20 protein-coding genes are annotated in these 21,112 nt (G+C 61.0%); 10 read left to right on the forward strand and 10 right to left on the reverse strand.

Annotated elements, in window-relative coordinates; all coding sequences use genetic code 11:
* Positions 1-149 precede the first annotated feature (149 nt).
* The 3 genes from ACK8OE_RS07335 to apaG form a co-directional block, all read right to left on the reverse strand.
* On the reverse strand, positions 150-1,937 hold the full coding sequence (locus ACK8OE_RS07335) for a bifunctional protein-serine/threonine kinase/phosphatase (protein WP_290799545.1): 1,788 nt from the start codon (positions 1,935-1,937) through the stop codon (positions 150-152).
* Between the two features lie 115 nt (positions 1,938-2,052).
* The gene (locus ACK8OE_RS07340; protein WP_410272006.1) at positions 2,053-3,492 is read right to left on the reverse strand and encodes a methyl-accepting chemotaxis protein; all 1,440 of its coding nucleotides are present in this window, start codon (positions 3,490-3,492) and stop codon (positions 2,053-2,055) included.
* A 95-nt stretch (positions 3,493-3,587) separates the two neighbouring features.
* A complete protein-coding gene (gene apaG / locus ACK8OE_RS07345; RefSeq protein WP_410272007.1) occupies positions 3,588-3,986 on the reverse strand; it encodes a Co2+/Mg2+ efflux protein ApaG in 399 nt (132 codons plus the stop codon).
* Between the two features lie 105 nt (positions 3,987-4,091).
* Between apaG and ACK8OE_RS07350 the strand changes: the two genes are divergently transcribed.
* Both ACK8OE_RS07350 and ACK8OE_RS07355 read left to right on the forward strand, forming a co-directional pair.
* A complete protein-coding gene (locus tag ACK8OE_RS07350) occupies positions 4,092-5,099 on the forward strand; it encodes a 2'-deoxycytidine 5'-triphosphate deaminase (RefSeq protein WP_410272008.1) in 1,008 nt (335 codons plus the stop codon).
* 175 nt (positions 5,100-5,274) lie between these two features.
* On the forward strand, positions 5,275-5,487 hold the full coding sequence (locus ACK8OE_RS07355; RefSeq protein ID WP_172961160.1) for a YodC family protein: 213 nt from the start codon (positions 5,275-5,277) through the stop codon (positions 5,485-5,487).
* On the opposite strand, the gene ACK8OE_RS07360 is transcribed toward ACK8OE_RS07355, so the two are convergent.
* From ACK8OE_RS07360 to ACK8OE_RS07370, 3 genes are read right to left on the reverse strand one after another with little or no spacing between them, the layout of a single operon-like run.
* The gene (locus ACK8OE_RS07360; protein ID WP_410272009.1) at positions 5,488-6,438 is read right to left on the reverse strand and encodes a hypothetical protein; all 951 of its coding nucleotides are present in this window, start codon (positions 6,436-6,438) and stop codon (positions 5,488-5,490) included.
* A 2-nt stretch (positions 6,439-6,440) separates the two neighbouring features.
* Positions 6,441-7,370, reverse strand: coding sequence for a glycosyltransferase family 2 protein (locus ACK8OE_RS07365; protein ID WP_410272010.1), 930 nt, complete (start codon positions 7,368-7,370; stop codon positions 6,441-6,443).
* A 1-nt stretch (position 7,371) separates the two neighbouring features.
* Positions 7,372-8,505 (reverse strand): GNAT family N-acetyltransferase, encoded by a 1,134-nt coding sequence (locus ACK8OE_RS07370; protein WP_410272011.1) that lies wholly within the window; start codon positions 8,503-8,505, stop codon positions 7,372-7,374.
* Positions 8,506-8,756: 251 nt separating this feature from the next.
* On the opposite strand from ACK8OE_RS07370, the gene ACK8OE_RS07375 reads away from it, so the two are divergent.
* The 6 genes from ACK8OE_RS07375 (at position 8,757) to argF (ending at position 13,140) form a co-directional block, all read left to right on the forward strand.
* Positions 8,757-9,194 carry a hypothetical protein gene (locus ACK8OE_RS07375; protein ID WP_410272012.1) on the forward strand — a complete coding sequence of 146 codons (438 nt, stop codon included), beginning with the start codon at positions 8,757-8,759 and terminating at the stop codon, positions 9,192-9,194.
* A gap of 19 nt (positions 9,195-9,213) precedes the next feature.
* Positions 9,214-9,672, forward strand: a complete 459-nt coding sequence (locus ACK8OE_RS07380; protein ID WP_410272013.1) for a hypothetical protein — start codon at positions 9,214-9,216, stop codon at positions 9,670-9,672.
* Between the two features lie 15 nt (positions 9,673-9,687).
* Complete coding sequence (locus tag ACK8OE_RS07385; RefSeq protein WP_126421529.1) at positions 9,688-9,876, forward strand: helix-turn-helix transcriptional regulator; 189 nt, start codon at positions 9,688-9,690, stop codon at positions 9,874-9,876.
* A 37-nt stretch (positions 9,877-9,913) separates the two neighbouring features.
* Positions 9,914-10,831: a TraB/GumN family protein gene (locus ACK8OE_RS07390; RefSeq protein WP_290799556.1), complete on the forward strand. Its 918-nt coding sequence runs from the start codon at positions 9,914-9,916 to the stop codon at positions 10,829-10,831.
* A 165-nt stretch (positions 10,832-10,996) separates the two neighbouring features.
* Complete coding sequence (locus ACK8OE_RS07395; protein WP_410272014.1) at positions 10,997-12,220, forward strand: aspartate aminotransferase family protein; 1,224 nt, start codon at positions 10,997-10,999, stop codon at positions 12,218-12,220.
* Positions 12,220-13,140: an ornithine carbamoyltransferase gene (gene argF / locus ACK8OE_RS07400; protein ID WP_410272015.1), complete on the forward strand. Its 921-nt coding sequence runs from the start codon at positions 12,220-12,222 to the stop codon at positions 13,138-13,140. Before ACK8OE_RS07395 ends, argF begins: the two co-directional genes overlap by 1 nt.
* A 265-nt stretch (positions 13,141-13,405) precedes the next feature.
* Here argF and ACK8OE_RS07405 read toward each other — a convergent pair whose 3' ends face one another.
* The 4 genes from ACK8OE_RS07405 to hfaA form a co-directional block, all read right to left on the reverse strand.
* Complete coding sequence (locus ACK8OE_RS07405; RefSeq protein WP_410272016.1) at positions 13,406-16,315, reverse strand: M16 family metallopeptidase; 2,910 nt, start codon at positions 16,313-16,315, stop codon at positions 13,406-13,408.
* Positions 16,316-16,406: 91 nt separating this feature from the next.
* Positions 16,407-17,681: a holdfast anchor protein HfaD gene (gene hfaD, locus ACK8OE_RS07410; RefSeq protein WP_410272017.1), complete on the reverse strand. Its 1,275-nt coding sequence runs from the start codon at positions 17,679-17,681 to the stop codon at positions 16,407-16,409.
* Positions 17,608-18,642 carry a holdfast anchoring protein HfaB gene (gene hfaB / locus ACK8OE_RS07415; RefSeq protein ID WP_290799560.1) on the reverse strand — a complete coding sequence of 345 codons (1,035 nt, stop codon included), beginning with the start codon at positions 18,640-18,642 and terminating at the stop codon, positions 17,608-17,610. Before hfaB ends, hfaD begins: the two co-directional genes overlap by 74 nt.
* Entirely contained in the window at positions 18,632-19,084 is a 453-nt protein-coding gene (gene hfaA, locus ACK8OE_RS07420; RefSeq protein WP_290799561.1) for a holdfast anchoring protein HfaA, read from the reverse strand. Before hfaA ends, hfaB begins: the two co-directional genes overlap by 11 nt.
* A gap of 213 nt (positions 19,085-19,297) precedes the next feature.
* On the opposite strand from hfaA, the gene ACK8OE_RS07425 reads away from it, so the two are divergent.
* Positions 19,298-19,936, forward strand: a complete 639-nt coding sequence (locus ACK8OE_RS07425) for a rhomboid family intramembrane serine protease (RefSeq protein WP_410272018.1) — start codon at positions 19,298-19,300, stop codon at positions 19,934-19,936.
* Between the two features lie 134 nt (positions 19,937-20,070).
* Entirely contained in the window at positions 20,071-20,502 is a 432-nt protein-coding gene (locus tag ACK8OE_RS07430; protein WP_126421515.1) for a CBS domain-containing protein, read from the forward strand.
* Positions 20,503-21,112: the final 610 nt, after the last annotated feature.

Consider the following 21,112-nt stretch of genomic DNA (forward strand, 5'->3'; position numbering starts at 1 on the left):
AGTGCCTTATGTTTGGGGAACCACAGATTTCACAGATTTCACAGATGAGTGCTTCGCGCCTTTGCGGCTTTGGTCGCGATGACTTTATGTTAAAGACATCTTAATCTGTGAAATCTATGGTTTGACCTTATACCAACGGCCGAAGAAGGTTATTTCAACTCCGGAAACCCATGCTCCCGCAAAAAGGCCTTGGTGGCTTCGACGTCTGGCCCGGCGATCAGCCCCAGTTGCAGAGCCCCCAGCCACAGCACCAGCGCCGTCAGGACTGCCGTCGCGATCTGCCACGGGCGCGCCGGATGGAAGCGCGCGGCCTTGCGGATCGAGGCCGGATTGACACCGTAAGAGCCGGTTTCCAGCGCAAAGGCCATTTCGAATCCGTCCTGAAAACGCTCATCCGGGTTGGGGGCCAGAGACTGAAGGATGATGCTTTCCAGCCAGCCCGGCGCGTCATGGCGTTTGTGGGTCAGAAGATCCGGACGTTTCAGCGTCGGCTTGGTGAAGGGCTCGCTTTCGCCATAGGGGAAGGTGCCGCCGGTGAACAGGCGGTGCAGGGTGACCCCCAGCGCGAAGATGTCTGACCGCTCATCCCCCCACTGACCATCGAACAGCTCAGGGGCCATGTAGTTATTGGTGCCGGGCGGCAGGACGCCGGTCTTTTCGTCGAGCGCGGGCAGGCGCGCAAAGCCCAGATCGACCAGTTTCAGCCCGCCGTCTTTCAGCAGGATCACATTATCCGGCTTGACGTCACGATGGATGACGCCCGCCCGGTGCAGCGAGCCCAGCGCCTTGGCCAGCTTGGTGGCGATGTCGATGCCTTCGCTCAGGCCAATGGCCGGTTTGCGCGACAGGCGTTTTTCCAGCGTTTCGCCCTCATAGAAGGGCTGCGCCACATAGAGGCAGGTCTGGCGCTTGGGCGGCAGTTGCAGGACCGAGCCGATCCACATGTGCTGCACGCGGCTGGCTACCCAGGTTTCGCGCACGAAGGCCTGCCGGGCCAGGGTTTCGGCCCCCAGATTGTGCGGCTTGGGGAATTTGAGCACCACGGTCGAAAGCGGGCCGGTGGCCGACAGGTCGCGCGCCTTGAACACGCGGCTGTACATGCCGTCGGCCAGCATGACCTCCAGCCGGAAGTCGTCGATGGTTTCGCCCACCTCTGGCGGTTCGCGCATCGGCAGGCGCGAAATGGCGGCGTCGAGGTCCTTGACGGTGGCGGGGGGCAGTTCGAAGATGTCGATGATCAGCACGGTGGCGTTGTCATCGCCGCCATTGTGGATGGCCATATCGACCAGCTTCTGCGCCGTATCATCGGCCGATAGCCGTTCGGACAGGATGGCGTTGATCTGGGCTTCCGGCACCTTACCGTGCATCCCGTCGGAACACAGCAACAGCCGGTCGTGCGGGAAGATGTCGTGGATGCGGTAGTCGATGCGCACCACCTCTTCGAAGCCGATGGCGCGGGTGAGGTAGGGCGAATCTTCGCCGCCTTCGGGCTTGTGATCCTGCGTCATCTGACCCAGATAGCCCTCGCGCCAGCGATAGAGGCGCGTGTCACCGACGTGGAAGGAGTGCAGGCGGTTGCCCTTGATCACCACGCCGGTGAAGGCGCAACTCATGCCGCGGACGTTTTCGTCCTTCTGCCCCTGACGGTGGAGCCAGTAGTTGATGCTTTCCAGCGCGCGCCCGGCGGTCTTTTGCGGCGACAGGGCCTCGGTCTGGCTGAGATAGTCGTCGATGAAGGAACGCACGCTCAGTTCAGCCGCGACGCGCCCGCCCTTGCGCCCGCCAACCCCATCAGCCAGCGCCGCCACCAGCCCATGATGCGACCCGTCATCGGCCAGACACGAGGCCGCAAAGTCCTGATTGTCCTCGCGGCGGCCGATATGGCTGGCGAACCCGACGGCGGCCTTGAGACGGGTGGCGGTAGGCAGGCTGGCCATGCAGTGTCCTGTGTTTCGGACGCTCTTTGTGCCTGCGCCCGCGTGGGCCGGTATGCAAGACGTCCATCCTTCTGTCACAGAACGATAAAACGAAAACCGCGATTATGGCAAAAAATTAAAGCCGGATACCGATTCTAAATCCGCCCCAGTGTCTTCCGTGCACGATTATGGGCGCAGAGACGTCCTTCATCATGACAAATTCGCCATTGCCCATATCGCGGCGATAGGCCTGCACCAGAGGCGGGCCGTTGTTTTGCCCGGCACGCAGGCCGACGCGATCATTGAACAGGCGGCGATTGCGGCAATGGGCCGTGTTCCATTCCGGATCGTTGGGCCGCTGAGGCTGTGAGAATTTGCGGTTGTGCGTCGGCAGGAAACCATTGCGATCCACGGCGGCACAGAAGGCAATCTGAGGGTCGCTGCTGAGGATGGCTTCCTGAAGATCGGGCAGCAGACGGTCGGTCAGGGCCACAAATCGCGTCATGACCTGGGCGGGGTTTGTGCCGGGGATGGGGCGGTAATCGGCGTCAAACAGATCGGCCTGAGCGATCTCGCCCCTGGCCAGAGCGGCTTCGAACATCTGACGTATGCGCTCGGCGGCGTCTGTGGCCTTGCGCACAGTGGCGCTGTCGGCGTTTTCGACACCCGCCGATGATGTCAGTTGCATGATGGCTTCGGCGTCCATCGCCACCTTTTCGAGCCGCTGGCCACCCCCGGTCAGCAGGGTGTCCAGTTGGGCGACATCGGAGGCCAATTGCCCCAGCCCTTCGCGCAGTTCACCGGACCGGCCCTCAATGCGGCCCGCGCCTTCGGTGACGGCGCGCAGGGTGTCGCGCGCCTGATCAAAGGCTTCGCCGATACCGGCCAGAGATGAGTCCTGAGACGACGTTTTGCCGTTGCCCTGCCCGGATACGGCACGCGCCATGTCGAGATTGTCTTCGCTGATCTGCGTCAGGGTTTCGATTTCCTGCGTCAGGGCCGACAGGGTTTGCTGGATGTGGCGGGAGGCTTCGCGCGTTTGCGCCGACAGGGCCTTGACCTCGGCGGCAACGACCGCAAAGCCGCGCCCGGCCTCCCCGGCACGGGCCGCCTCAATGGTGGCATTCAGCGCCAGAAGGTTGGTGTTCGACGCGATGGTTTCGATGGACCGCGCCACCTGCGCCACCGAGGCGAGGCTGCTGGACAAGGCGGTGATGCGTGAGGCCTGCCCCTCAGCGCTGGTGACCCAGTGTTCCATCGCACCAATGGCTTGTGAGACGCGGCTTTCGGTGTCGCGCGCCGACTGATCCAGCCGGCCCTCGGCCTCACGGGCCAGATCGACCAGACGGGCGTTTTGCGCGGACACCTCAGCCGCCGCGTCGGCCAGTGTCTTCAGGGCGCGGGTCTGATCGGCATGGCGGCGCACCACCGTCTCGATATTGCCCGATACCGAAAGAAGCTCGAGCCCTACGGAACCGGCAATATCCGAGATGCGGTGGATGACCTGATGCGCGGAGGCTGTGTCCGTCGTCTCAGCGGACACCGGCGTCAGGCCAGACAGGGCGGCTTGCGTCATGGGGCGGTTCCTCGGCGGTTATGGGGTTTTGAGCCGAGGGTCCGCTGAAATGGTTTATAGGTGTTGAACAAGACGAAGCGGCTCAGGCGGCAGCCTCAGTTTAGCACGCGCCGGGTTTGCGGCGCATCCAGCGAGAACAGCGGCACCTGTATGGTCAGCCATTCGCCCTCATCCGTCACGCACATATAATGCCCGCCCATCGTACCGGAGTCCGTATCCAGCGGACAGCTAGACGCATAGCTGAAGCTATCCCCCGGACGAATGCGCGGGGTTTCGCCGACCACGCCTTCGCCATCGACCGTCTGCACGCGGCCCAGCGCATCGGTGATGCGCCAGTGTCGCGTCCTGAGCTGAAGGGCGCGGTTGGAGGCATTGGCAATGGTGATGTGATAGGTCCACAGCCATTTATGGGCGCGGATGGCGTCGTCATTGCGCGGAACGAACTGAACGCGGACGCTGACAGTCACGCCGTCGGTGGTGGCGGTATAGATCATGGGCGCAGAATAGGGCGCTTCGCGGCCTGTGTCAGTTTTTCTTTGCGCATTGTGTTTGAGCCGCTTAAATGCACCTCCCCTGCATTAAGAAAGTTGCGATTCCTGATGACCGTTTCCGGTATCCTGCCGCTGCAATCCATCCGTGAACTGGTTGATCAGAGCGCCATTATGAGCGCCTCCACGCTCGATGCCGACCAGATTCAGCCGGCCTCGATCGACCTGCGGCTTGGGGCGCGGGCCTGGCGTGTGCGCGCCTCCTACCTGCCGCGCGGCAAGCGGGTGATGGACCGCCTGCCCGACGTCATGATGCACGAAATGGACCTGACGCGGGGCGCGGTGTTCGAATCGGGCTGCGTCTATATCGCTGAGTTGCAGGAGTTTTTAAGCCTGCCCACCGGCGTTTCGGCGCGCGCCAACCCCAAAAGCTCGACCGGGCGCGTCGATGTCTTTGTGCGTCTGCTGTCGGATTTCGGCGACCTGTTTGACGATGTGCGCGAAGGCTACAAAGGCCCGATCTATGTCGAGATCGCGCCGCAGACCTTTTCGGTGCTGGCCCGCACGGGCACGCGCCTGAACCAGTTGCGCCTCAAGACCGGTGAGGTGCCCAAGCTCTATACGGCCGATTGCGGCGTGGACCTGATGACCGGCGATCTAGTCGGCTATCGTGCGCGCCGTCACGCCGGGGTCATCGATCTCGACCACGTCGATGGCCACAATCCGCGCGACTTCTGGGAGCCGCTTTATCAGAACAAGGGGCAGTTGCTGCTCGATCCGGGTGAGTTCTACATCCTCGCCTCGCAAACCGATGTCGTCATCCCGGTGACCGAAGCCGCTGAAATGCTGCCCATCGACCCCAGCGTCGGTGAATTTCGCGTCCACTATGCCGGTTTCTTCGATCCGGGCTTCGGCACCGAAGAGGCGGGCGGCATCGGTTCAAAAGGCGTGCTGGAAGTGCGCTGCCACGAGACGCCCTTCCTGCTGGAACACGGGCAGACCGTGGCGCGTCTGGTCTATGAGCCGCTGGTGGCCAAGCCGGAACAGCTCTACGGACAGGGCGGTTCGCACTACCAGAAGCAGGGATTGAAGCTCTCCAAACACTTCAGGCCTTGGTAAAAGTCTTGAATTTGGCGATCTGGGGCGTCGGCGTCGCTTGCCTGTATTCATATACGGGCGGCGCTAGCCTCCTAGCATCTCATCCAAATTGAAGCCTTTTACAGGCGGTGCGCGCGGCATATCGCTTTTTTGCGCCCGTGTGTGCCTGATGGTCCTTCAGACTATGGAGGATAGTATGGGCTATATGATTGGCGATACGGTTCAGCTCAAATCCGGAGGCCCGGCCATGACCGTCAATAATGTCGATCTCGACAACTATGTCTATTGCGACTGGTTCGACGAACACGGCGACCGTCATTCGGACAAGTTCAAGGCCGATCTGCTGGTCGCCGCCACTGCGGAAGCCGCGCCAAACGAACCCACACCCGTGGCATCGCCGTCGCTTTAGTTACGCCGCACGCTTCGACGGCACCGGCACTTCGACCCCCTCATCAAAGTGCAGGACTTCGGGACGGGTGTCGTCCAGCGTAAAGCGCGGTTTGAGCGGCGACTTGTTCCCATTATAGCCACCGGCCATCTTCACCAGACGCGCAAACACCACCTTGAACGGCTCCAGCCATTTGGGCGACTTCGCCAGAGCGGGTTTCAGACCCAGCCAGCGCCGCAGACAGCCATTGGCGTAGATGACATTGGCGCGCCAGATGGCCGCCGGGGTCATGAACTCGATCGACAAGGACACGTTCACCGAGTCCTGATTGACGATGCGGTGCGGGGCGTTTTGTTTCCAGGTGAGCATCTGGCCCGGCACGAACTCCACCTGCATCGCCTCTTCATCCCACGCCGGATCAAAGCGCAACTGCTCATCCGATTCGCGCAGGGCCACGCCTTCGAGGTCGTGATCGGAGACATAGGGGTCTTTGGGCGGATAGACATAGACGTGCTTGACGCCGCGTATCTGCCACAGGGTCACCAGCGGGATGTCGAGGTGATAGAAGACGTGGGCATTGGGCGAAGAGATCAGCAGGCCCAGATCTTCCTTCAGCGTGCTGACGCCGGTTTTGGCGCGAATCTCGGCAAACATGGCCTCGCACAGGGCGCCGATATCGGCGTCCGCATGATTGACCTTGCGCAGGTTGAGCCACAACCGCCCGGCCTTGACGCCTTCCATCAGCGCGCGTCCGTCATGCGCGCCGCGCCGGCCGAGGAACCATTGCCCCCAGTTGGTCGGGTCATAGCCCATGGTGAACACTTCTAGCTTGTCACGCGGATAGCGGTCGATCAGGGCGATCAGCGCCTCATCGGTAAACAGCGGGCTGTTGTGCAGGTCGTGCGTGAAGGTGAGGTTTTCACGGCCAAAGCCCGCCTTGTGCGCGTCGGTCCAGGTGAGAATGTCGGTCATGTCTATCTTCCGGCGGGATTGGGGCGCAGCAGGGCCGTGCCGTAAAAGCCGATCTTGTGAAACCAGATGAGTTTGCCAAGACCACGGGCGGCCTTGTCGAGGATACGCGCGGCAGCTTTTGAGCCAGCCGCATAAAGCGCCAGCCCGGCCCCGCCGAACAGCACCGCCTGCACCAGACCGTTGAGCATCCAGTAGGCGCAGGTCAGCGGCTTTTTCGGTGTGCCCGCCATGGCCGAGGTCGAAGGCCCCTGACCATAGGCGAAGGCACGCGGCAGGGTATAGCGCAGCGTGGCGCGGCTTTCGGGCACGTCTTCCCACACAAAGGCATCGGCCGCCCACACCATGCGCGCGCCCTCCTGTTTCAGCGCATAGAACAGCTTGTCATCCTCACCACCGCAGTTGTTGCGGTTGGTGTCGAAGGGCTGATCCCCGCTCAGCAGGGCGCGGCGGATCAGCGAATTGCCACAGCCGTAATAGTCGGGGATGGGGCCGCTGTGGGCCGGTCCGAAGCGCGAAAAGAAGGCTTCGAAATAGGGGCGGAATTTCGGATCGGCGGTTTTGAGCCGCGCCGTGACCGGGCCAAACACCACATCGGCGTCAAAGGCCTGTTGCGCGCTGAGCATCTTCGCCACCCAGTCGGACGGCGCTTCTTCGTCGTCATCGAGGAAGAGGATAAAGGGGTCACGCGCGGCCTTTACCGCCGTATTGCGGGCATTGGCGACACCGGGATTGGGCTCGTGCAGATAGGTCAGGGTTTGACCCGCACCGGGCGTCAGGCTCGTGACCTCAGCGCGCGCTGACCCTTCCGGGGAATTGTCGCAGACGATGATGTTCAAGGCCCCCTCAACGCCCGTCTGCGCAAAGACCGAGCTCAGCGCGGTCTTTAAGCCGTCCGGACGGCGGAAGGTGGGGATGATCAGGCTGACCGACATCTTACTGGCTCAACCGCTTGCGGGCATTGGCGAAGGCGTAGATCGTGCCGTTGACGCGCCCGCCGAGGTCCAGTTCGAGGCTGGCCAGATGGTCGAGGCGACGCCCCAGACGCCGCGTCAGATGCGACACGCCCAGCGCCTTGCCGCCGCTGTCGATCAGGCGCGACAGGGTTTCAGAGGTGCGACCCTGGCCGGAGGCGGCAAACAGGCGGCCATGCTGCACCACCGAATGGGTGTTACAGAAGGCGTTCTTGTAATGCTGCTGCCCGGTTGAGAGGTCGTAATAATTGACCCCCAGCTCACGCAGCGGCGTCTGGCAGCCTTGCAGGAAGATCTGACCGGGGGAATAGGCGCTGTAGGCCGGGTCAAAGGCCGAGACCCACGGATGGACGCGGTCGCCCAGACGCGGGCCAAAGTGCCAGATGATCGGCTTGCCGCCCGCCGTGACGGTGGTCAGGTGGCCATAAAGCTGCGTCTGAGTGTTGGCCGGGCGCACGAACAGGTGGCGCATCAGGGCCTGCACCCAGGGGGCCGACAGGAAGTCGTGGATGCCGGTCTGCGCCGTCTGGGCGCGCTTGATGGCCAGCATGGCGCCGAAATGTTCGGGCGTGAAATCCGGCAGTTCAAACCGCACCTCGCCGTGTTCTTCTTCGAGGCGGCGGCGCAGGCGGTTGATGTTTTTCAGGTGCTTCTTTTCGACATTATTGACCGTTTCACCATGCGTAAGGTCGATGCCATAGGCGTCTTCGGGTTCGCCCTCAAAGCCGTCAAAGGCTCCGTAAGGGTCGATCAGGCCCGACACCTGAAAGGCGCGAATCCCGGCCAGTGCCAGCGCTTCCCGAGCAGCGAAGGCCGTGTCCGGAAAACTGATCAGGGCCGTATAGTCGTTGAACGGCGCGCCGACGGGGCGCGCAAACTGCCCCGGACGGCGGTGGTGCGGCAGGAAGGCGAGGGTATTTCCGGCACGACGAAACACCGCCACCTTTATGTCGTCGCGCACCTGCGCCACGGCGGCGCAGAAGTCCCACGACAGGACGGGCGAGCCGAAGGCAAAGGTCTGGCGCGCCATGTCGCGCCACGCGGCCACGTCGGTTTCGCTAAGGTCGCGCGGGGCAATCAGGTCACAGGTAATCATACGGGTTCCGGAACGGGCCTGCGGTGGCCCCTTGTTTTACAGGGAATTCCTAACAGGGAAGGGTAAATATTCCCTATCTCAGGACAGTTACTTTTTTCAACGCACCTAAAACGTCACAAACGTTTTGCGGGGCGCTGTTACGGCGTGGAAGGGGCAGGGCATGACAAGTTTCGCAATCTTTTTGACAAGGGTGCTTGACATCGTAAATTGCCCCGGTGTAAAGGTTGCTTGTCTTTAACGGAGAGATGAAAGTGAAAAATCTGCGTGCAACCGCCGGATGGATGATGTCGGCCTTCGTGCTCATGAGCCTGATACTGGGCGGCATTATGGGTTATGATATTGCCTCGGGTACGGGGCTGATGCGCAACAATCCCACCGTGGCCTTTGTGGTCGTGGGTTTTGTGCTGATCGCCGCCATGGCCGTCAGTGTATTCTGGTGGCTGACCGTAGATGAGGCCCAAAGAGAGGCGCACAAATGGGCGTGGTATTGGGGTGGGTCCTCCGGGCTGCTGATATCGGTCTTTGCCTTTGTAGCGGCTCTGGCCGGTGGTGACGCCCTGATGATGCCCTATGTGCGCTTCATGGATTATGAGGGCCATCTGATGGCTTTGGGCATGATTACGTCTCTTGCCCCCGCGATCGCAGGCTATGGTATCGCCTGGCTCATCTGGTGGCTGCAACATCGTTGATTTCATAAGGAAAACTATCATGTTGAGAGAAAGAAAGCTTTCATTTGCGGGGACTTTGGCGCGCATTATGGGCATCAGTCTGTTGGGAAGCATAATGGCGTTCGCTATCGTCGCGGTGCTCATGCTGATCCAGCCCCAGAGCGACAAGGTTCAGGCCATGACCATTGCCGGGCTTATCGCGGGCGCACTGATCATGACGGCGGCGATGATCTACAGCGTACGCTGGTGGCGCGGCGTGGATGAGGCTGTGCGTCAGGCCCACAGCTGGTCCTGGTATTGGGGCGGGACGAGCGGGCTGGCATGCGTTGGCATATTCTATATCGCTTCCGTATTTACCGACGGCGTGGTCTCGCAGCGTTTGGTGGAAATGCTGAACGTTGTCGGTCGTGAGGTCGAACTGGGTGTAGGGATAGCGACTGTGCCTATGCTGCTCGGTTACGCCATCGCCTGGGGCCTCTGGTGGCTGCGGCACCGGTGAGCCCCAGATAAACCCATGAAAAACCGTCTCAAAGTCCTGCGTGCGGAACTGAACCTGTCTCAGGCCGATCTGGCCCAGAAGCTGGATGTGTCACGCCAGACCGTGAATGCCATCGAAACGGAGAAGTACGATCCCTCCCTGCCGCTGGCTTTCAAAATCGCCGACGTCTTCGGACTGAAAATCGAAGACATCTTTCAACCTTAACCTATAGTCTTTTTTTACACTCAAGAGGGGGTATCCCATGATCAATCTGAAACACACCCGCCGTGCGCTTCTGACCGGCTTTGTCGCTGTCGCCGCCCTGCTGCCGCTGGGGGCCGCGCAGGCCAAAGAGGCCGCACCCGCCCCGAAAATGTGGGTCATCACCGACGCGGACTCCACCATCTATCTCTATGGCTCATTCCATATTCTGAAAGCCGACACGCAATGGAAGACGCCCGCCCTCGACAAGGTGTTCAACAGCGCCGACACGCTTTATCTCGAAGTGCCCAATGTCGATGATCAGGCGGCGGCGGGCGCGCTGGTGCAAAAGTACGGGATCGACCCGACGGGCAGCCTTTTGAAGCCCTACACGCCCGAAGAACAGAAGCTGATCCGTGACACCTACGCCAAATATGGTCTCAATATCGACCAGTTGGTCATGCTGAAGCCGTGGCTGGCCAGCCTGATGCTGGTCCTAAAGCAGATGCAGACCGAAGGCTTTGATCCGAACTTAGGTGTGGACAAGACGCTTCTGGCGGCGGCGCGCGCCAAGAACCTGCCCGTCAAGGGACTGGAGACGATGGAAGACCAGATGAAGCTCATCTCTCAGGATGTGTTTGGTGAAGAGTCGAAGGCGCTGCTCGATACGGTCAAGGAAGACGCCAACGTCAAGGCGCAGTTCACCAAGCTGCTGACGGCATGGCAGACCGGCGACATCAAGGGGATGGAAGTCCTGATGATCGACGAGATGAAGACCAAGACGCCGAAGATGTACGAAGCCGTCATGGTCACCCGCAACCGCAACTGGGTGCAGCCGATCAAGGATGTGCTGGCCGGTTCGGGCACGCAGATGATCGTCGTCGGTGCCGGGCACCTCGCCGGTCCGGACAGCGTGCAGGCCCTGCTGAAAAAAGAAGGCATCAAGGTCGAACTGTACGACTATCAGTCGGCGAAGTAGGCCGCTGTGATCGTAACCCCTGTGCGTGATCGTGCAGGGGTTTTTATTGACATTGAGGCCGTTTTTATACACAAGGCGCGCCTAAGCCCCTTAAAGCTTAGAGTTTGGAATCCCCTTGGTCCCGTGCGGCTTTGGGGATGCTTCTTTTTTAAGGGATTCACGAAGATGAACACCACGCCTGAGACTGCCCCCGAAGATCACCTGTTCGGCGTTTATAACCGCGCCGCCATGGAGGTTGAACGCGGCGAAGGCGTGCGACTTTACGCCCGTGACGGGCGCGTGTTCATCGATCTGGTGCAGGGCGTGGCGACCAATGGCCTCGGCCACTGCCATCCCAAGCTGATCGAGGCGGTGAAAACCCAGTCCGAAAAGCTGTGGCACGTGTCCAATATTTTCCGCATTCCGGATCAGCAGACGCTGGCGGCGCGGCTGTGCGAAGACTCGTTTGCCGATCAGGTCTTCTTCACCAATTCGGGCACCGAGGCCGTTGAATGCGCGCTGAAGCTGGCGCGCAAGTATCACGACGCCAAGGGTCAGCCTGAGCGCATCGACATCATCACCTTTACCGGGGCCTTCCACGGCCGCTCCTATGGCGCGGTCAATGCCGGGGGCAATGACGCCTATCTGGCCGGGTTCGGCCCGAAGCTGCCGGGCTATGTGCATCTGTCGTTTGGCGACCATGAGGCCCTGAAAGCCGCCGCGGCCGCCCCCACGGCAGCGGCCATTCTGGTCGAGCCGGTGCAGGGCGAAGGCGGCACCCGTCAGGTGCCGGAACAATGCCTGCGCGGCTTACGTGATCTGTGCGATCAGTACGGCCTGCTGTTGATGTTTGATGAAATCCAGTGCGGCATGGGCCGTTCGGGCAAACTGTGGGCGCATCAGTGGTCGGGCGTCGAACCGGACGTCATGATGACGGCCAAGGCGCTTGGCGGCGGCTTCCCCATCGGGGCCTGTCTGGCCACCAAAGAGGCGGCGTCTGGCATGGTCTTTGGCAGCCACGGCTCGACCTTCGGCGGCAATCCGCTGGCCATGGCGGTCGGTCTGGTCGCCTATGGCGAGCTGTCGAGCCCCGAAATGCTCGATCACGTCAATCAGGTGTCGGGCTTCCTGCGTCAGCAACTTCAGGGCCTCAAGGCCGCCTTCCCGGACGTCATCGACGAAATCCGCGGCAAGGGCCTGCTGGTCGGGATCAAGGTCAAGCCGTCCAACCGTGACGTGATGGCTCTGGCGCGCGACAATGGCCTGCTGATCGCCGGCGGATCGGACAACTGCATCCGTCTGCTGCCGCCGCTCAACCTGACCATTGAGGAGGCGCGTGAGGCGCTGGCCCTGTTCGAACAGACCTGTCAGGCGGCGCGCGACACCCTGCTGGTTGGGGAGACCGCGTAATGGTGAAGCATTTTCTGGACATTTCCGACCTGAGCGCCGCTGACCTGCGCGCCATCCTCGATGACGCCCATGCGCGCAAAAAAGCGCGTCTGGGCTGGCCCAAGGGGCGCGTCGATGCCGATGCCCCGGCGCAGGACCGTGTGCTGGCCATGATCTTTGAAAAGAACTCGACGCGCACGCGCTTCTCGTTCGATGCGGCCATCCGCCAACTGGGCGGCGATGCCATCATCTCGACGGCGACCGACATGCAGCTCGGTCGCGGCGAGACCATCGAAGACACGGCCAAGGTCCTGTCGCGCATGGTCGATGCCATCATGATCCGCGCCAACCGCCATGAGGATGTCGAACGCCTGGCGCGCGCCGCCAGCGTGCCGGTGATCAACGGCCTGACCAACAAGAGCCACCCGTGTCAGATCCTCGCCGATCTTCAGACGATCGAGGAACATCGCGGCGACATCAAGGGCAAGACTCTGGCCTGGGTCGGTGACGGCAACAATGTCTGCGCCTCCTTCATCCATGCGGCGGCGCGTTTTGACTTCACGCTGAATATCGCCTGCCCGGCCAAGTACAAGCCCTCGAACGCCGACATGGTGTTTGCGGCGGAATCGCGCGCCCGTGTGACGGTGACGCAAGACCCCGAGGCCGCCGTGCGTGGCGCCGATGTGGTGATGGCCGATACCTGGGTGTCGATGGGCGACCTCGATCACGAGGAACGCCTTGAGGCCTTTGAGCCCTATCAGGTCAATGAGGCGCTGATGACGCTGGCCAAGTCCGACGCCCTGTTCCTGCACTGTCTGCCCGCCCATCGCGGCGAAGAGGTGACGGATGGCGTTATCGACGGCCCGCAATCGCAGGTCTGGGACGAGGCGGAAAACCGCATCCACGCCCAGAAGGCCGTTCTGGCGTGGTGTTTAAACTAACTCACTGAAAAGTTGCCCGACTGCGTCGGGTACTTTTCAGTGGAGACAATACGGTGAAAAATCTGTGGAGCCGCGTTTCGATGAACAGTATCGAAACGCGGCTCTATTTTTGTTTGGTCGCACATTCCGAAAACCGTTTCACACTTTTCGGAATATGCTCCGTGGACGGCCCTGCGAGATTTTTCGCTTTTCTTCCTTGCTCCGCCGGGCAGGCGGAGCAAGAGATAAGCAAAACCCCTCCGGTATGGGCCGGAGGGGTTTTGCTTTACTGCGCCGGGGCGGCGGCGGGTTTGTCCGCCGGCTTGACCTGAATGCGCAGCAGCTTCTCCTTGATCAGCCACTTCTTCGCCATGGCCTGAATGTCGGCAGGTGTCACCGCCTCGACCTCGGCCTTGCGTGTGCGGATGGCCGTCAGATCGCGCGGATCGGCCTGAATGCCGGGCAGGACGCCGATCCAGTAGCCGTTCGTCTTGACCTGAACGTCGTAACGATCCAGCACCGGCTTGCGGGCGCGCAGCAGTTCGTCGGCTTCCACCGGCTTGGCCTTCAGGTCTTCGGCAATGGCCAGCAGCGAGTCATAGAAGGTCTGATCGACTTCGGGCTTCACGGTGGCCTGCGCGGCCAGATAGCCATAACCCTTGAAGGTATTGGACATTACGCTGCCCGCCGATGAGCCGTAGGACGCCCCCTGCTTTTCGCGGATTTCGTCGATCAGGCGCAGCGTCATGACTTCGGCCAGCATTTCGGTGGCGCGGGCCTGCTTCGTATCGGCGAAGAAGTCCGTGGTCGGCCAGGCGACGTAGCTGAGGTTCTGATCGGCGCGGCCGGTGTGGGTCAGGACCTGATGCAGGTTGGTCGTGGGGAAGCTGAGCGTATCCGCGCCCTTGACCGGGGCGATGGTTTCGGCGCGCTTGGGCAGGGTGGCGAAGGTGGTGTCCAGAACCTTTTTGGCCTCTTCGACCGTTATGTCACCGACGATGGTGATTTCGATGGGCGCGGTGGTCAGGATACCGGTGACCAGCGCCTTGGCATCGTCGTTCTTCACCGCCAGAGCGGCGTCCTTTTCCGGCAGGCCGAAGCGGGTGTCGCCATTGCGCAGCAGGCGCGGGGCCTTGGTCGAGAAGACGCTGTTGGGCGTCGAGGACAGGGTCTGGTAATAGTTGGGCAGGAAGGATTTCAGACGATCCAGCGCCTGCGGACGATAGGCCGTGTCGGTGACGAAGGCCGTCAGCACCTGCATCTGAAGCGCGAAATCGCTCGGCGTCGTGTTGCCGGACAGGACCGCCGCCTCTTCGCCGATGCCGAAATTGGCCCCGTAGATGCGTCCGGCCAGCGTCTCCTTGATCTCTTCGGAATCGAGCTTGCCCAGACCGCCGTCGAAGACGCCGACCCAGTTGGCGGCCTGAAGCGGCAGGGCCTTGTCCTGACCGATGGTGGTCAGGCCGCCGTTGAAGCGGACATTGACCAGAATTTCGTTATCCTTGAAGGTCGTCGGCTTGATAGTGACCTTTACGCCGTTGGCATAGGCCAGTTCGGTGACGCCGATATCGGTCAGCAGCATCTCCTTTACGACAGAGGCCGGGGCCTTGCCAAAGGTTTCGTAAGGCCAGGCCTTTTTGACCGCGACCGCCGGTTTTTCAACGGTTTTGGCCTTGATGGCCTCATACGACGCCAGCATGGCCGGCTTGTCGAAGCCGCCCAGATCGGACGCCATATGCGTCAGAAGCGGGCCGTCACCGGCGAACAGCGTCTTGGCGCGGGCACTGACCGCCGCGGCGGTGAGGCGGCCCTTGATGCTGTTGAAGAAGGCGAGGTTCTGGCTGGGGGCCGTCATGACCTCCTTGTCCGCCACCGAACCGACCAGCGCATTGACGATGGCGCCGGTATTGCGCGTTTTTTCGCCCTTGGCCTGCGCCTCAAGGCTGGCGGCCATGTCGGCCAGCTCGCGCGTCACCTCGTCTTCGGTCACGCCATAGGTTTCGAACTGACGCACCATGGTAAAGGCCTGCTCAAAGGCGTCCTTTTCCTTGCCGGGCTTGGGCGTGATGCTCAGGCTGAGGGTTTCGGCGGTCTTGGCGACCGTGTCGTCGCCGGCCCCGGCGGCGGCAAAGGCGCTTTCCGGGGACTTAGCCTGACGCTCAAGGCGCTGGTTGAGGATGGACAGGGTCAGGTTATCGAGCGTGTCGTCGAAGTCCTTGGCCTGTGTTTCCCACGAATCGTCGAACGGCTTGAACCACGTCACCTGCATGGATTTGCTGAGGCCCGGCTCGACATAGGTATAGGCCGAGGCTTTTTGCGGCGTATAGGTGCCGAAGCTCAGCTTATCCAGCGGGCGCTTGGAACGGGGTGTCAGGTCCGAGAATTTCGCCTTGATCTTGGCTTCAATTGTGTCTGCATCGACATCACCGGCCACCACCACCGTGGTCAGTTCCGGGCGGTAGAAGTCGTTATAATAGTCAATAAAGGCCTGAGCCGGGGCCTCGGCGATGACCTTGGTCGAACCGATGGGCAGGCGGTGGCCGTAGAGCTGACCGGGGAAGGCGGCCTTGGCCCATTCGACATAGGCGCGGAAGCCTGGCGAATTGCGCGCGCGTTCTTCGCCCAGCACGACGCCGCGCTCACGGTCGATGGCCTTGGGGTCCAGCGTCAGATTGCCCGCTGTCTCGCGGAACAGGAACAGGCCGGTGTCGATGATCTCTTCGTCGTTCTTGGGCAGGTCCAGCATATAGACCGTCTCATCGAACGAGGTGTAGGCATTGGTGTCGGGGCCGAACTTCAGGCCGTGGCGCTCAAGGATCTTGACCATGTCGCCTTCGGGCACATTTTTCGAGCCGTTAAACGCCATGTGCTCAAGGAAGTGGGCGAGGCCAAGCTGCTGCTCAGACTCCATCAGCGAGCCGGTGCCGAAGCGCATGCGCAGGGCAACCACACCCGGCGGCGTCTTGTTCGGATAGATGATGTAGGTCAGGCCGTTGGGCAGGCGGCCGAAACGCGCCTGAGGGTCAGGTGTGATGTCGGAATGGGGCTGCGCGAATTCGACGCCGCCCGGCAGGACCGCCGGTGCCTTAGGCGCCGTCTGGGCATAGGCCACGGGCGTCAGCGCCGTCGCCGACAAAAGCCCGGTGGACAGGGCGGCAACCGCTGCGGCGGTCAGGAATTGGCTACGTATCGACATGAAAAGGTCGCCCCTCATAGGAAAATGTGGGGCGACCTTTTCAAAGTTTTGCGGCTGAATAAAGTTACGAAATCGTAATGTAGGTAACGACCTAGTTTTTGCCATTCCCCGACACGTAATAGGTCGCCGTATTGCCGATGGCGCGGCTGGTCGAAACGATGGCCCGGCCCGATCCGCCGATAGTCGTCGTTGTCGAAGCCGTCACATTGGCGTTGTTGACCTGAGAGTTGCGCACCGTCATGTCCGCTTCGCATTCGGCGCAGGCATAGGCATAGGCCGAGTTGCCCGTCGCTTCGGCGGTGACATAGGCGTCGTAACCCGTATGGCCTTCAAAGCTGGCCTGCACGTCGATCGGACCGTCGTTGAACTGCTCGGTATTGATGTTGACGTACTTGTCGCCGTTACCCGCCGTCAGGCTGTTGCCCACGCCGGTCGCGGTCGAATGCATCTCCCCATACTCATACCCGCTCAGGACGCTCATCGACTGCACCTGACCGCCATTGGCCTGACGCGTGTCGGTGACCAGCGAACCGCCGGTATTGTACAGCGTCACCGTGTTGGCGGCGGCGTCCGACTGCGTGGCCATGTGCCAGGCATTGCCCGCATTGGCCGAGACGTAGGATTCCGTGCGTCCGCTCGCATCCTGCGTGACCGTATGCTCCTGCGAGCCGCGATCGGTCGAGTTCGAAGCGTAGTAGTTGTTCATCGCCGAGGCGGTGTACAGGTTCGGTGACGGCGAATAGTGCAGCACCACGCCGGTGCGGGCGCGGGCTTCGGCATCCGACTGCTGATGGGCGGTCGATTCCAGACGTCCGTTGGTCACCTGATAGGCCTGATGGTTGGTGACCGCGACCGTATTGATCTCACCCGACTCATAGATGGAGTTGTTGGGGGAATTGACCTGCGTATCGGCGTGGACATTGACCGCATCGACATACTGCTGGGTATTGGCCACCAGCTTGCCGTCCGTGGTCGTCCCCGCGCCATAATTGCCGACGGCCTGCGTCGTCATATACAGAGGCGTGCCCAGCGACTTGCGGTAGTCTTCCGGAGCCGCCGTGCCATTGACCGTAGCCGTAGCCGTGACATTGCCCTGAAGCACCTGAACAGAGGTCAGCTTGGCATCAACCTGTTCATTGCCGACCGTCACCGCATTGCCGTGGCCTGACGTCTCGACCTTCAGAAGGTCGTAGTTTTCCACCACGTTCAGGGTCTGACCGGAGAAGATGTCGCCGGTCTGAACCTGATCATTGGTGATGTCGAGCCCGCCCGTAACCGGGGTCGTCGTCTGACTAGTAGCGGCCGTCGCCAGTGTTGCGGTTGCGAGTATTGTGCCAACGGCTAGGATCTTCGCGCGTACCCGCATTGTTGGTCTCCAGATTGTTATAGGCCGGGGTGTAGCCGCCGGTCTTGCCCAGCGTGGCGTCGTTGAGGAAGTCGTCTTTGGGGTTCAGGCAGATTTCGGGGCCTTGCACCCCATAGAGGTTGGCCATGAATTCCAGCGTGGCACGTTCAATCAGGGCACGCACCGCCAGTTGCATGGGCTCAAGCCCGCCTTCGCCCGCCGAAACGTCGAAGATGTTGCCGTTGAAGAAGTCGAACACGCCGGCCTTGATTTCGCGGCCGATGATCTGCTTCTGGTAAGAAATGACGTCCACCACTTCCAGCGTGCGGGTATCGACCAGACGCAGGTCCAGCGCGACATTCATCACATAGAGGCGGCCATTGACGATGCCCTTGGTGTCGCGGGCGTCAGCGTCGCCGACATAGGCGTCGATACCGGACGAGCGGATATTGTAGTTCAGCTCGGTGATACCGCCCACGATGTGGAAGTCGGAACCGGCGATCTGACCCGCCATGATGCGGCGGTATTCGCCGGCTTCGGTCGGGTTGGCGACCTCATTATCGGTGATCAGCTTGTTGTTGGTGTACTTCAGCTCCAGTTCCGACACCGACGTGTCAAAACGTTCGACCTGACGCGCGCCGGACTTGGCCAGAGCGGTCATCGCCATCAGCGAGGCACCCTGCGTTATCTTGCGCCCGCCTTCGTATTCCACCTTGCCGGTGTAGTCCGAGATGCGGCCCACCGCCATGCGCGGCGAAGCGAGGCTATGCTTGCGGGCATAGGAGCCGAGGCAGACCAGAGCGTCCGAATAGGCGGTCGGGTTGGCCGTCACCGGGGCATTGCCGATCGGCTTGGCATAGACGCCCGACGGACCGGCGACCGGCGACACACAGGCCGACAAGGTCATGGCGCCCGCCGCCAGAGCGATCAGGCTGAGGCCACGACGCACGCGGCGCGACGATTTCTTCGTATCAGAAGCCATTGAGATTTCCTGTAATGTCCGTGCCAGTGGCACCGGTGGCGGTTTGATTGCCATTGGTCGCCGTGACGTTGCCGTTGTTGGTCTGGGTCGAATTGACGATGACGGTGTTGTAGTTGCCGTTGACGACAACCGAGAGATTGTTGCCGATGGCGGTGGCCCCACCCACGGCACCGGCGCCGGAGTAGCTGTCGCCCGCGCCATAGGTCATCGACTTGGAATAGATGCTCTGGTCGCCGCCGGTGACGATGACGCCATCCAGCAGCACACGGTTGCCATTGGCATCGCGCGTCGAAGGGTCGATGGCGCGCTCCTCCTGACCGCGGGTACGGCCATAGCCGGTCTCAAAACCGGTCGAGGTCGTGCTCATGGTCTGCGCCAGGGCCGGGGCCCCGGTGAGGACGACGAGGCCTGCGGTGGCTGCGGCTATCTTGTAAAACGCCATGTTGGGCTCCTGTCAGGCTTACGCCTTCACTTGAGAGGCGAAAAGCAAATCGGATGCCACTGTGACCGCGAACCTTAAAAATTGGGTATATTTTGTCTTAAAAATCGCTAAAGGGTTTCAAAATCAGGGTTTAAGGGCTTCGCAAAGCGCTTTGCGGCCCTATATTCGCGGCTCAACCAGCCGATGGACGCTGTAGCCGGATAAGGGTTGCGTATGAATGAGACGACAAAAGAGCCGTTTTTCACGGCACCCTGGCCGGCCGTAGTCCTCAGCGGGCTCATTTTGGCACTGTTCGCCCTGCAATCTCAATTCGATACAAACGGCGATCTGGTCTATATGCTGGGCCTCAATCCGCGCCTTTTGTGGAAGTACGACACCTTCTACGCCCTGTTTACCACCTTGTTCCTGCACGGGAGCTGGATACACGCCGGTATGAATGCCGCCTTGGGGCTGGCCTTTGCCAGCGGCGTGGCGCGTGTTTTTGGCACACGCATCGGTGGTGCGGCACTCTTTTATATGTACTACCTGTTCTGCGGCGTTCTGGCCGGGGTGGTCTATTGCGCGATCTTCCCGGACCGTAACGTCCTGCTGATCGGCGCGTCCGGCGCCATTTCAGGTCTGATGGGGGCGGTCATCCGTATCGGCCCCGGCTATATGCTGCCTTTTACTGACCGCGGAGTGATGGGGATGACGATCGCGTGGACCGCTATCAACATCCTGTCGGCCTTTATCAGCATCATTCCGGCCGCGGGCACCATTGCCTGGGAAGTGCATCTGATCGGTTACGCAATTGGCCTTCTGACCATAGGGGTGTGGATGCGCCTGTTCCGGCCGCGTTTCTTTAGCGCGTGAATTTCCCGTAAAGAGACGTCTCACGCAAAATTGACATCGGGGTCAAATTAAGGCCTTGCCCTCTTAACGTCTTCGCATAACCCTGCTCTCTTGGTCCGGACATCGGGAGGTCCGGCTATAAAGGGAGAGAGCCTATGCTGATAAATCAGCTTTTGAACGCCAAAGGCCATCAGGTCTTCACCGTATCCCCCGAAGATACAGTGGCCGCGGTATCCGCCCTTCTGCATACGCGCAAGGTTGGGGCGTTTGTCGTCGCCGATCGTCTGGGACGTGTCGCCGGCATCGTCTCGGAACGCGACATCATAGGGGCGCTGGCGCAAAAGGGCGCTTTGGCGCTTGATATGCAGGTTCAGGACATCATGACCGCAGATGTGATCGTGGCGCGGCTGGGTGAAACCGTGGACTCCCTCCTTGAGCGCATGACCGACCGCCGTATCCGCCACCTGCCGGTGATGGAAGGCCCCAAACTGACCGGCATTGTCTCTATAGGGGATCTGGTCAAGGCGAAGATCGCACAGGCCGAACACGAGGCCCAGACACTCAAGGCCTATATTACGGCAGGCTGATACCCAAGGTCATTGGAAATGACTCTGGGTATGCCTTTCGAGCCTGTCTCATGTCCCGAAGACATATGAGACAGGCTCGTGTCTTCAACGGTCGGATGCGGTCAGCATCTTCGGCCGTTGGCATAACAGGCGGAACCCACGTAACGGGGATAGAATCCATTTTTGTGATTTTAGGGGTTGCGTCCCGCCGGGCGGTTTGTCTATAAGCCGCCCTCTCGACGGGACGCGCCGCCGACGAAGCAAGCCGGTTGAAAAACAGACTTGCCAATTCGTCTAAGCAGCGATATGTTCCGCACCTTCCGATTCTTCAGGGCCTGCATGGCCATCTCGCAAAGATGGTCTGGGTGGTTTTGTTGTCTTTAAAATGACCGGTTAAGCGGTTGTGGAAAAAGAAAAAAATCGGTTGACACGGTTTCGCGGCCCCTTTAAAAGCCGCTCTCCGCTTCGGCGGGTTAGGTCTTTGACATTGTGGAATGGGGAAGGGAAACGCAGGCGGCGGTGGTCTATGACGACTACTGTTGCAAGCGGTCTCTTTTAATAGACAACCATTTATGGGTTGGGGTTTTAGGCCCTGATCTATATGTGGGAACTCGTTAATATGAACGCAGAA

This window comes from Asticcacaulis sp. W401b (assembly GCF_046503825.1).
Taxonomy (GTDB): domain Bacteria; phylum Pseudomonadota; class Alphaproteobacteria; order Caulobacterales; family Caulobacteraceae; genus Asticcacaulis.